Below are 13,834 nucleotides of genomic sequence, written 5' to 3'. Positions count from 1 at the left end.
AACCTTTGTACTAAAAAAAGCTGGATGGTTTGTCTATGAAAAACCATCCAGCTTTTTTATTTTATACTTCATTAGATTTACCACCCTAATATAGCTCCTTCAAAATTTCTACATAATCGATAACCATTCCGGTCTGATTTACTTCAATGTTAATGTGGTGTTTTCCTTTTTCCAGATATTGTTTCGGAAGTGCAATTACCGCACTGTTACGCAATACATTTTCTTTCCATTGTGCACTCCTCCCCTCGGTTGAAATGGACTGATTAGGATACTTATTGTCATCCAAACTTATATCGGCTTCCTGGTTAAATACATTGGTATGCGTTGGTAAAAAATGAACTTTAACTACATAATGTCCCGATTCGGATAATGTATATTTATACTCCAAACCAGGTTTATTCTCATCAAATTCTGCAAAATGAAATGGAAATAATGTTACTGATGCATTACTAAATCCTAGTCCGTTTATAGGTTTCCATGCATATTCTGAAACGCCTTCTGACTTTGAAAATTCACTTCCCTTTATAAGCACCTTTTCAGAAGATTTCAAATACTTAATATCTTCCGGGTTAAATTCATATTGAAGTGCTTCAAAAACAGGTAATCCTCGAGGATTCATGGACATAATGCCGTTCCACTTTCCTTCTTGCAAAGTGTTATTATAATAGTCCGTAAGCTCTTTAATTTCAGCATAGGCCTCCTTAGACCATTTTTCATAAGACTCCTTCTTTGTTTGTGATTTTTCCTGAGATGCTAACTGCCAATACAAAAATTTAAAATTCATATTCGCTGCTGCCATAACCGGATATTCTATAAACTGAAACCAGGCCGACTGCTGTTGCTCTGGTACTTTTAGAGATAGTTCTTCAACCCTATCACTTAAACGTTTATAGTCGGAAACGCGCTCTTGTATTTCTTCTTTTGTAAGGGTTGAAAACTTCACTTGCGTGGTCGGTTCCGTCTGACTCCACCCCATATATTCCGGTTTTCTAATAAACGCTAATCGATAATATTCAGATATTACCTTCGCAGATTCTTCTGCCACCTCTTCACCTAAATTTAATTGAAACCAGGTTAATAAATGCTCATAAATACTGTCTACATCTACACTATTTATATTCCAGGCCAAATCTAAAAACAGTTGTGTATTATACTCAGCTGGTTTTATATCGCCAACATTGGCAATCCACATGCTCCTAGCACCATTTTCGTACGCTTTATTCATTTCGTACCAGATTAACCCAGGTTGGGTTGTACTAAGCCACAAATAATCGTGTGGTCTGCCCCAATAACTTAAATGGTAATACACACCACTCCCTCCCTGACGTTGTTGCTCTTTGCTGTTGCTTAAACGTCGTATGTAACCATAATTATCATCGGTCCACATGAGGGTAACATCTTCAGGAAGATATAGACCCTTATCGTACAATTCCAGTACTTCTTTATAAGAAATAAATACTTGTGGAATTTCTAATATGGGCTTCTGCATTAAAGAATCAATCATAGCACGCTGGTTATTAATAATATTCTGAAGCATTTGCTTAGAATCGGCTACAGATTTAGCCCCTTCCATATGACTATCGTGTACACCGCGCATCCCCAGAGTAATAATATTTTGGTTTATAGAGTCTCCAACCTGATTAATGCGAGAGGCCCAGTAATTATTAACCGTCTCACTATTTGTGAAATAGTTATACTCGCCATAAAGCTTTTTATCCCATTCGTCTACATTATTCCTCAACATGGGTTCTGCATGCGAAGTTCCAATAACAATCTGATATTTTTTAGCCATATCCTGATTTCCTTTTACAGTATAAAACCCCTGGGTACAAGGGTGCATTGCCGGCCAGATGGTATTAGCTTTTAATCTTAGGAGTAACTGAAAAATTTTCTCGTAAGTTTTTGGACCTATATCACCTGTTTCAGGTTCAAATGTTTTAGCTGCCCAAGGTTGTAAGCCCCAGTCTTCATCGTTTAAAAAGACACCCCGATATTTTACTGAAGGTTCCTGAAATATTCCGTTTTCAGGAATCGCTACACTCAATTCTGTTTGCTTTTTTGGCACCACATCTCCCCACCAGACCCAGGGTGATACGCCTAACTGTTTAGCCAATTCGAAAACGCCATAAACAGTACCACGAACATCACTACCAACAATAAACAATTTGTTTTCCTTTAAAGAAATATTAAAAGCTTCCCAACGTTTTGTTAGATTTGAGAAATCTGCTGTTCCCAATTTAGAATGTTGTGCGTGTTCCCCGATATAAATTCCAGGATTATCAAATGTATTTGTTTTAACAACCTGAGGTCGAAGGCCTGTTATCAATTCAATATCTTCAGCCAGTTGCTTTGCAGCCCAAACAATTAAAGCATCGGACTCTGGAAGAATATATAGTGTTGTAATCCTTATAGAGTCTGTTATTTTAAAGGTTTTTAACTTTTCCTTCTGACTGAATCCATTATTAATAAAACAGAAAAAGCTCCATAAAAACATGAAGCTTTTTAAACATTTGTTTATTCTGTTATTTAATTGTCTTTCCATTTACAACAACATTTTTAAACGAAATGTTTTCAATTAAAGACTGATTTATTTTAGCATCTTTTGATGTGATTTTTAAATTTTCGAAATGAAAATCATTCAGTTTTATATTGTCATATTCATCAACAGCAAAAAAACGATCACAGTCTAAATCTAAATTCTTCATTGTAATAAATTGTCCTGTCGAAAGCGGAGGATCCTTACGACCTTTTAAATCGAAAAATTGTTTCCATTGGTATACTACCAAACCGCGCTCTACTTTTCCTTTTACATTTTCCACACGAATATATTCGTAAAGTTGCGGAGTGTCTGGGCGCATTTTTAACCATAATAACCGTGAAGGCCCGTCGACCTTACAATTTCTCATAATTACATTACGATTATGAATAGCTTCACTCCCATTGGTTAATGCTGAATGGCAATATCCAAATTCGCAATCTTCTATTATAATGTTTGTATTTTCTCCATTACCTTCCTGCGTATCTGCCCATGGCCCTTTACCTCCTTTTAAAGCAATAGCATCATCGTTAACAGACATATAGCACCCTTTTACCAATACATTATTACATACATCTATATCTATGGCATCGGTACTTGGCGCTTTTACAGGCTTGTAAGGCGAATAAATATATAAATCCAGTAATTTTATATTATTACACTGGTAATAATGACTGGTCCAGAATCCTGCATTTATAAGTTTTACATCCTGAAGCTGTATATTATCAGAATTCCAGATAAAAACCAATCGGGGTCTGGACACTTCTAAATTGGTACATTTAGGGTTTTCTTCGCGACGTTTCCAAAACGCTTTCCAATAGTTTAAACCATTCCCGTTTATAGTCCCTGTTCCTGAAATGGTAAATCCGTCTACGCCATAAGCATTAACCAAAGCTGGAAAATAGTCTAAATTTTGCCCTTCCATACGTGAGGCTCTAATTGGGTAGTCTTCTATATTATCTGATCCTTTAAGCACACCATGCTTGGTTACATGCAAATGAGTGTTTGGCTTAAAAAATAAAGCGCCACTTAAAAATACTCCTTCAGGAATAACCACAACTCCCCCACCTTGTTTTGCTGCTAAATCGATAACCTCCTGAATTTTTTCAGTCTGAGTTATCGTACTATCGTTAACAACACCGTAATCGGTAACTGAGTATTGTTTTCCTAAGTCGTTTAGCTTAATTTTTTTTGTTTGCTGAAACCACTCCGGGATTGGTGTGCCATCCGGAAACAAATTATCTTGTGCTCTTAACTGATGCTGAATTGTTACAAGTAAAAGCAGCATTGCTACTAAGTAATTTTTCATCTTATTTTATTTTTTATCGTTTAAAAATCAGATCAGATTCTGAAAATTCCACCACATTTTCGTGAATATGTTTTTGTTCTAAAACATTTTTAGCGGACACATGTTTTAATTCGATTTGTTTTATAGGTAATTCTTTGTCTCCTAAAAGTCGAGACACATATTGCACGGAATCTGCTGATACATTTTCTAAATATACATTTTCTATTGGCGTCAATTTACGTTCGATTGTAGGCACTAAATCGCGCCACTGGTATAACACATCGGTTTCGATACCCAATACGCCATTTTTTAAATTACCTGCATTTATATTACTGACATAAATGTTATTAACATAACCACCACGACGTTCGTTAGTTTTTATAAATACTAAATGAAACATTTTAGCATCTTGTGCTAAAGTACAATTGTCGACAAACACATTTTCTATACCTCCCGAAAGTTCACTACCAACAGCTAATAACTGGTGGCCATTTTTAACCACACAATTACGCATTACAATATTTTTAGCCGGAGTATGCAAGCGCCAGGCATCCTTATTTCTTCCGGATTTAACAGCGATAGCATCATCTCCCTGATCGAAAACACAGTTTTCTATCAGCATATTCTGACTCATTTCCGGGTCTACCCCATCATTATTATGACCATGAGCAAAAACCGTTACATTTCGTATTACGATATCTTTTGACAAATAAGGATGAATTGTCCAGAATGGACTGTTTGTAATCTTAATACCATCTATTAAAATACCTTCGCAACGGTTAAACTGAATAAAATGTGGACGTAAATTTGCTGTATCGTTTACCATTTGGCGTTCTTCTACCGGAGCATCTTCTGCAGCTAAATAATAAAGCCGTTTTAAATTCTGCATATGCCCCTCTGGCCTAGCGAACCATTTCTGCCAGACATCCATTTTAGCTTTAATTTCGCCCTGACCTGTTATTGCTACATTTTTGCATTGAAATGCATAAATTAATGGTGAATAATTAAAGCATTCTACGCCTTCCCAAGACGTATAGACCGGCGGTAAATAATCTTCGGGAGACTCAGAAAATAAAAGTACTGCTCCTTCCTCCAAATGAAGATCTACATTACTCTTTAAATGAATGGCTTTGGTTAACCATTCCCCTTTTGGAATAACTACGGTCCCGCCTTTGTTTTCGTTAGCTAGATCTATGGCTTTATGTATGGCCTCTGTTGTTTTATTTTTATCATCTGCAACAGCACCGTATTTGGTTATTACATATTGTTTGCTATTACTAAAATCGGGAATTTTAATTTCAGGCATATTAAAAGGGGCTTCTACAGCAATAGTTTCAAAATTTATCCCGGATATAGCAACTTCTTTCGTATTAGATTTTTTGCACCCAAAAAATAGAACGGTGCTAAAAAAAGTAGCGAATAAAGTTAAACATCTCATAATTAAAGATAGTTTGTAGAGTTTAAAATATAATGGACTATAAATCGTGTTTTTAAAAACAAACGCTATTATAAAAATTATAATAGCGCTTGTTAACTAACACACAAATTATGTTTTAATATCCTGGGTTTTGCATCTGATTTCTTTCGTCTGGAGACAATAAGACCCCATTTACGGTTACTGACTCTAAATAACTTTGAGGAATAGGTCTTAAAGTATGGTGTTGATCTACATTAGCTGCAGCTTCTGGATTAAATGCTTTTGCACGGGTTACTAATGTATTTGTTCTTGCCAAATCTACCCAACGGTGAAATTCTCCCATGAGTTCTCTAGCTCTTTCGTTTAAAACAAAATGAATAAACATCTCTGATTTAGATCCTACCCCTGCTGGATACATTTCTCCAACAGACTCTGGAGTACCTGACGTAAAATAGGCTTCTGTAGCCAGCATTTCGCTTTCAGTACTAATCTGTTCGTTATTTGCAACTTCTTCAGCTAAATAATACACAGAACTACGAGTTTCTCCTTCTTTATAAGCTGCCCTTGTTCTTAAGACATTAATATAATTTAATGCACTACCATAATCTCCCATTCTTCCGTAAGCCTCGGCAGCTATTAAATACGTTTCTCCTAATCTGGCTAAGATACCATCTCGGGTTCCTTTTGCATCGTTAAAATTGGTACGAAAAGGATCTCTGTATTTAGATAATGAAGGGTATGTTTGAATATTCCAATCTGTCATATTACCATCGTTGGTATATCTTACTAACATTAGAGGCGCAAAAGAATCTTTATACTGAGATGTAAATCTTGTATCATCCTTATCGTTAACTAACATTACAACGGCTGTTTCTCCCACTGAAAATTTAGGCTGATTTATCAAATCTGAACTTGGCGCATTTTCTGCAGTCCATTTCGGAATATTTGTGGACTCCACTACAGCTGTATAACTCGTTTGAAAACTCTTATAAAAACGCGAGTCATTTTTACGATCATAAATATCTAAAGCATAATCTGTAGGCTTATTACGGCTAAACTCTCTACCATCATATAAATTACGTGTCATACCCGGAAAATTTCTATAAATGGATAGATAATATAAATGTGTTTGATTGCCATAACGACCTAATAGAGCCTGAGTATCATCAAACTGAGCTGCTAACAAAATTTCATTTAATTGTTCATTTGGACCATTAACTTCTGTATAATTAAATATGTCATTATAATCTGGTGCCAATGTACGACTCGAAATTGCCATTTCGGCATATTTTGCAGCATTTTCTAAATCTGTAGATTGTGTTATATCTGCATTTAATTCACTAGCTCTGGTTAAGAAGGCTTTAGCTAGATAATGCTGAGCTGCAGCCTTAGTAATTCTACCCTCTTGACTTTCTACTACAGGTAATAAGGCTTCTGCTGTTGTTAAATCATCCAAAATTAAATCAAACACCTCAGCTTTAGTAGCTCTCGGAAACTCAGCAGTATCTTCTGTAATTGGTTCTATAGAAATCGGTACACCTCCAAATTGTTCAACTAATTTTAAATAATTAAATCCTCTTAAAAACTTTAGCTCTCCCATTCTTGTATTTTGAAGATCTTCATCTAAAGGGTCTGATAAGACCGTAGGAATCTTATTGATTCCGATATTACAAAGATTAATTTGTGCATATAAATTATCCCAAAAAGGCCTTAATATTGCTTCTTCATTAGAATCTAAAGTTGGGTCATACGTATTATACTGCAAACGATAAACACCAGCGCCATTAGTAAATTCATCCACTCCCATGTTTGTCATACCAACAGACCACTCATAGTTAAAATGAAAACGTAAACCTTCATATGCACCATTAACTAATTCTTCAATTCCAGGTTTGGTATCATATCTACCCTGTGTAAGAGTAGCTACCATTTCTTCTTCTAAAAAATCACTACAAGACGATACTAATCCTGTAACACCTATTAAAATTAATATTAATATTTTTCTCATTGTTTTCATTTTTTTAATTAAAATGTAACGTTAACTCCTAAAACGAAACTAACAGTTGTTACAGAGGATACACTATTATTTGATCCGTTACTACCATACCAAGAATCAGCATCTAAAAAATCGGTTTTAGAATACAACCAAGGATTATTCGCTTGTGCATAAATTTTAAATTTAGTTAATCCATAATTTTCTAAAAAATCTTGAGGCATATAATACCCTAAGGAGATATTCCTTAGCTTTATAAATGACCCATCTTGATAATTCATAGCGCTATAGTATAATGGCTGACCTCCATTATTATAGTCTGCTCTTGGATAAGCATTAGTAGGGTTATCGGGCATCCAATAATCTACCTTTCTATGCACATACCTGCCCTGCATATCTACAGCGCCTCCAAGAACAGTTTGTCCCCATCTTGAAAAAAAGAACGTATATAATTCTAAATTTTTATACCTAAAAGTATTTTGTAAACCTGCAACCCACTTAGGGTCTGAAGTACCTACAATTTCTTGGTCATTATTAGCATCAATAATATAATCTCCATTTAAATCTGCTACTCTAATATCTCCTGCTTTGAAATTATTTCCGTTATCATTAAAACGCTGCATTTCAGCCTCATCTTCTATTTGCCAAACACCTATTTTTTTATAATCATAGTAAACATTAAGTGGCTCTCCTATAAATCTTCTGTTTGATAAATCATCTACTTTACCATCTACTAATTCTACTATTTCGGTAGTATTTTTAGAAAAAGTAAAATCTGTTGTCCAAGTAAAATCTTGATTCTCAACATTCACAGAATTTATTGCAAGCTCAACCCCCTTATTTAGAGTTTTCCCGGCATTAATAGTAATATTACCATATCCAGTTACAGAATTAGGTCTTTTATCTAACAAAATATCATTCGTATTTGCTTTATATACATCAATAGAACCTGAAAGTCTATTTTTAATGAAACCAAAATCTAAACCAAAATTTAATTGGGTAGTTTTTTCCCAACCTAAAGTTTTATTAGGTATAGATCCTTGTTGGCTCGATGTCCCTTTAGGGTTACCTGTTACATATCCCAAAGCTGGAATTTCTCCAAATTGATATGGTAATTGAACTAAAGCCCCTGCAGTACCATAAGGATCAACAGCTTGATTACCGACAGTACCCCAACCAGCTCTAAATTTTAATTGGCTTACCCAATTTACATTCTGCATGAACATTTCCTTATCGATATTCCATCCAAAAGCTGCAGATGGGAAAAAGTCCCATTTAGAACCATCACTTAACACTGAAGATCCATCATACCTACCTGTTACTGTAAGTAAATATTTATCATTAAAGGCATAATTTAACCTCCCCATATAAGAGAGCAAGGTTTGTTTAGAATATCCAGATCCCCAACCATCAAGAGCTCCACTACTTACTGATCCTAAATTATACCATAATTGACTATCGTATGGTAAATTAGAAGCTACCATACTTGAAGATTCTCCTTCATAAGACGAAGAACTCTGTAAAAAAGTAGCACCTATTCTATGTTTCTCATTAAAAGTTTTATCATAATACAATAGATTTTCTAATGTCCAAGATAAATTTCGTCCTTGATCTAGTCGCGCATAATTAGTAGATGATGGAGCTCCTCCTCCTCTTAAACTCGATTCAGCGGTTTGAAATTGTCCATTTCTATAATTTCTAATTTCAGGACCGAAAATAGTTCTAAACCTCCAAGCATCCGAGAATTTAAATTCAGTAAAGAAACTTCCAAAAACTCTTACATTTGACCTTTCATTTCTTACATTATCTGTATTATCACGAATAGGGTTAACAATGTTTGTATCGCCTCCTGGATTAAAAATATAATTTCCTTCAGCATCATAAGGTACTGCAAAAGGCAATTGGCTTCTAGCTGCTTCATACAAAGTTCTAGCTCCTCTAGATCCACCTGCTAAATAACCATACTCCTGATCACTATAAAGCGCATTAATTGTTCCTCCCATAGTAAACCAATCACTCCCTTTTATTTCAACGCCTACTAATCCAGTATATTTTGAATAATCTTGCCCTATTACGGCTCCAACTTGATTTAAATATCCTCCTGAAACAAATGCTTTTACTTTCTCCGTACCTCCGTTAACATTTAAATTATATTGTTGCATTACCCCCATTTGTGTCACATTATCAACCCAATCTGTTGTCGGTATATTATTAGCATTATATACAGGTGTGCCATCTGCATTGGTTTGGGGTATTAAATTATCCTTATCATTCCAAGAATAACCAGCAGCTATACTTTCCCAAGCCGAAGCATCTTGCCCAAAATACTGAAAATCTTTTACTGGATCGGCATAATTCATAACGTTTCCATTAGCATCATTATAAAGTCCCGCATTTCTTAATGCATCTCGACGATATTCTGCATACTCACCTGCATTATAATAATCGGCTAAATCTCTAATTTGCTCAAATGCTACAGAAGTATCAAAATTTATTTGTAACCTTCCTTCTTTTCCTTTTTTGGTCGTAACTAAAATAACACCATTAGCTCCTCTAGACCCATAAATAGCAGTAGCAGAGGCATCTTTTAACACCTCGACAGACTGAATATCATTTGGGTTCAGCATTTCAATACCTCCAGTTTGTAGTGGTACTCCATCTACAACATATAAAGGCCCGTTACCCCCAGAGATCGATCTATTCCCTCGAATTCGAATACTCCCAACTTCACCAGGTCTTGTATTGGACCCAATGTCAACTCCAGCCGCTTTACCTTGTACCCCTTGCAAAGCATTTGAGGTAGGCTGAATTACTAATTCCTCAGAAGATACCGAAGAAATAGCTCCAGTAACATCACTTTTTTTCTGGGTTCCATATCCAACTACAACCACCTCATCTAAAACGGCGGTATCCGTTGGTAACGTCACATCTATAGTGTTTGAACTACCAATAGTGATTTCAATCGTTTGAAATCCTACATAAGAAAAAACCAGAGTTTCTCCTACCATTGCAGAAATTTCATAGTTTCCGTCAAAATCGGAAACTGTTCCTTTTGTTGTGCCTTTAATCACCACGTTCGCGCCTGGTACTGGCATACCAGTCTCGTCATTTACCTTTCCTCGTATTACCTTGCTCTGGGCATAACCTACACCCGATAATAGAGAAAAAATAAACACCAATAAAAAAATTAGTTTTTTGTTCATATTAATAAAAAGTTAGTATTTGTTTTACTCAAAAATATCTAACCACTTCCTTTGAAGTATCCTGCACTATACTGTATTCATGTATCAAACAAATAAATTAATCCAATAAAACATTGACTAACAAGTATTTAAGTTATTAACAAAATTTTATAATTTTTGATTTTATATATCAAATTTTCATTTTACCAACTAAAAGAGTGAAAAATAAACAATAAAAAAACCGAAAATTTAAAAAGTCAATAAGTTAATTGTACTCGATTTTATTTAACCTCTAACCCTAAAATCATCACAAACAACTGTTATTCAAAAGACTAACTAGATTGCATTATACTCATAGATTTGTTTTTATAATAATCACCGCAGCACTATAAATCGCTATCTTATGGCAATTCTACATTTACTGTTTTATCGTCTTTTAAAAACTGATTCTGAAGTAATATTTTCATGCTTTTAGCTAACGTAGTGTCTTGGTCTATGATATTATTTTTTTCTTCCGGATCTGTTTCTAAATTATACAACTGATATGTTTCTTTCTTTCCAATTTTATATCTGTTTCGGATAATCTTCCAGGGTTTATGTATTAAACTCTCCTGTATATGTCCTCGAATGTAGATATCATGACTTATAGATACATCTGGATTTTTGATAGACTCCCAGAGGTTTACACCCTCAACTTTATCCGGAATATCTCCCCCTATTAAAGACAAAATAGAAGGCATAATATCCTGTATGGAAATATAATTTGAATTAACCTGAGGTTTTAAATTATTTTTCCAGTACATTATCGCTGGCACTCTAATTGCCCCCTCATAATTAGATGTTTTCCAATCTCTTAACGGAGCATTACTTCCCAGTACCGGATTTGGATTAAATTTCCCATCGTACTGATACGTGGGATACCAGTTTTCCATAGCCCCATTATCACTAATAAAGATAACCAGTGTATTATCATCTAAAGATTGCTCTTCTAAAGTCTCCATCACCATTCCTATACTATGATCCATATGCGACATTGCAGCAGCAAAATCTATTCTTGATTGATCTTTAAATATTTTTAAATATGGTGTTTTCCAATGTTCTTCTTCCTGAAGCGGAAAATGAGGGGCACTATAAGCTAATTGCAGGTAAAAATTCTTGGTTGTATCTCTTTCCTTAGTCAACCAGTTAATTGTTTCTTTAGTCAACAAATCGGTGGTATGACCTTTCTCCTCTATCAATTTATCATTTCTATACCAACTGGCATCACCATTTTTATACCTGTGCGTATATTGGTCTATCTGCCCATGTAAAAAGCCATAAGCATAATCGAAGCCAAATTTATTAGGTCCGTTTGCAACATCCAGTCCTAAATGCCACTTTCCTAATAAAGCTGTTTGATAATCTTGTTTTTTTAAAGCTTGTGGTAAGGTTGTAATAGAATCTGGTAATGTTTTTTTACTCTTTCCGCTTATTGGTGCAACCACGCCTATTCGGCTCGAAGGCATTCCTGTTAATAACGATATCCGGGAAGGAGAACAGGTTGGATTTACATAAAAACGATTTAACTGTACACCATTTTGGGCTAAGGCGTCTAGATTAGGTGTTTTTATTTCTGATCCATTATATCCTACATCATTCCAGCCAGCATCATCTGCTATAATAACTAAAATGTTTACCCCATCCTGTTTTTGAACTATGTCAATGACTTTTTCTTTTTTTTGACAAGAATAAAACAAAACAGGAAAACACAAAACAAATTTATAAAGCCAAGTATTCATATCGTAATAATATTTTTTTAAAAAGATTTATAGATAAAGCTTTATAGCTTAACAAAACTCATTACAGGTTAAAAAACCAATACTAAAAACGCTACAACAAATTTGGTTGTAGCGTTCTTTTAAAACTAATCAAACTACTTACTAATTATACCCAGGATTTTGTTCATATAGCCCCGGATTAACTTCTATTTGAGTCTGGCTAATTGGATAAATTATAAAATTCGCTTCCATAGGATTCATGACATTTGCTGTATCATCTATGTCTTCCCAATCATTTATAACATCTATAACTTTACCAGTTCTAACTAAATCGTGAAATCTTAAGCCTTCTCCAAAAAATTCCTTCTGTCTTTCTGATAATAAAGTATCTAAATCCACATTAGATAAAGGTTGTAACCCTGCTCTGGACCTGATAGAATTTACAATATTGTCCACTTCCTGACTAGGTCCTGATTTTAATAAAATTTCTGCCTTCATTAATAAAACATCTGTGTAACGGATTACTGGAAAATTAATTCCCCAATTAAAACGATCTACAGGAATATCTGCTAAATCCAGAAACTTGGTAATCATAGCCTCATTACTAGTACTACCGTTCGCATCTACCCAATTTCTCAAAATAGAGAAGTCATCTCTTACATCTGCATCTTCAAATGAAGCTAAAATTTGATTTGAAGGTGTAATTAGTCCATCACTTGGCACTCCCCCTCCAAAAGGCATATTTACACGAGCCCATGGTTCATGATACATATCTGTAGGCAAAGTAGTTCCTATACCTCTGTTTCCTCCTACGCCATCATTTATATGCTGAATTGAAAATACGATATCTGCATTATCTTCTGATCTTGAACCAAAAATTGAAGCATAATCATTAACATAACCATATTGTCCGCTTCGAATTACATCATTAAATAACGTCAAAGCTTTTGATGTATTATCTACACCCAAACCAGGTCCGCTAATATTATAAGTTGGTCCTGACATAGTAAGGAAAACCTTTCCTAACAATGCTTTAGCAACGACAGATGAGGGTCTACCTTGTTCAGAAGGAGTTTCCGGTAATAAAGCTATTGCATCCTCCAAATCAGACACAATTAAGTCATAAACTTCCTGAGGTGTTGATCGGGAAATTGCTAAGGCTTCAGTAGGTGTTATTATTTTATCAATAACAGGTACTCCCCCAAAGAAACGTACTAAATCAAAATAGAAAAAAGCTCTCAAAAATTTAGATTCTCCTTCCATTCTATTTCTTACGTTTTCATCTGGCACCACATTTTCATTTAACTTTTCGATAACAGTATTTGCCCTTAAAATTCCAACATACGGATCGTTCCAAGCATTGGCTATAAGAGGATTAGTAATTAAAGTTCTCGAAAAATTACTTACTGGTATCCAATCTCTTACACCTGCCAAACCGGCTATATAGATATTATCTGAGCGAACTTCCGACAAAAAGAATTGTGATATTTCATGATAATTCAATGCGTTGTAAACACCTACAATAGCCTGTTCAAAATCAGTTTCGTTATTATAAAAATTAGATGCGTTTCTATTTGACAACGGAGCCTGGTCCAACTCACTTTCACAAGCGGTAAATCCAAAAATTGATAAAACTCCTAATAATATTATTCTTTTCATTG

The 13,834-nt window shown here is 34.7% G+C and carries 7 protein-coding genes; all 7 read right to left on the bottom strand.

All coding sequences use genetic code 11. The annotated features are described in order from the left end of the window. Positions 1 to 85: 85 nt before the first annotated feature. Positions 86 to 2,542, bottom strand: coding sequence for a glycosyl hydrolase 115 family protein (locus I3217_RS00345; protein WP_435047732.1), 2,457 nt, complete (start codon positions 2,540 to 2,542; stop codon positions 86 to 88). Next, positions 2,523 to 3,845 (bottom strand): rhamnogalacturonidase, encoded by a 1,323-nt coding sequence (locus I3217_RS00340; RefSeq protein WP_435047731.1) that lies wholly within the window; start codon positions 3,843 to 3,845, stop codon positions 2,523 to 2,525. The genes I3217_RS00345 and I3217_RS00340 overlap by 20 nt, the downstream gene beginning before the upstream one ends. A gap of 13 nt (positions 3,846 to 3,858) precedes the next feature. After that, positions 3,859 to 5,262 carry a glycoside hydrolase family 28 protein gene (locus I3217_RS00335; RefSeq protein ID WP_435047730.1) on the bottom strand — a complete coding sequence of 468 codons (1,404 nt, stop codon included), beginning with the start codon at positions 5,260 to 5,262 and terminating at the stop codon, positions 3,859 to 3,861. A gap of 115 nt (positions 5,263 to 5,377) precedes the next feature. Beyond that, positions 5,378 to 7,249 carry a RagB/SusD family nutrient uptake outer membrane protein gene (locus I3217_RS00330; protein WP_435047729.1) on the bottom strand — a complete coding sequence of 624 codons (1,872 nt, stop codon included), beginning with the start codon at positions 7,247 to 7,249 and terminating at the stop codon, positions 5,378 to 5,380. Between the two features lie 17 nt (positions 7,250 to 7,266). Then, positions 7,267 to 10,437 (bottom strand): SusC/RagA family TonB-linked outer membrane protein, encoded by a 3,171-nt coding sequence (locus tag I3217_RS00325; RefSeq protein ID WP_435047728.1) that lies wholly within the window; start codon positions 10,435 to 10,437, stop codon positions 7,267 to 7,269. 380 nt (positions 10,438 to 10,817) lie between these two features. Continuing rightward, positions 10,818 to 12,194, bottom strand: a complete 1,377-nt coding sequence (locus I3217_RS00320) for a sulfatase-like hydrolase/transferase (protein ID WP_435047727.1) — start codon at positions 12,192 to 12,194, stop codon at positions 10,818 to 10,820. Between the two features lie 141 nt (positions 12,195 to 12,335). After that, on the bottom strand, positions 12,336 to 13,832 hold the full coding sequence (locus I3217_RS00315) for a RagB/SusD family nutrient uptake outer membrane protein (protein ID WP_435047726.1): 1,497 nt from the start codon (positions 13,830 to 13,832) through the stop codon (positions 12,336 to 12,338). Between the last annotated feature and the right edge of the window lie 2 nt (positions 13,833 to 13,834).

The organism is Formosa sp. S-31, assembly GCF_051172795.1.
GTDB lineage: Bacteria > Bacteroidota > Bacteroidia > Flavobacteriales > Flavobacteriaceae > Formosa.
Note: the sequence above shows the minus strand (reverse complement) of the source record. Positions and strands in the feature narration are given on the sequence as shown.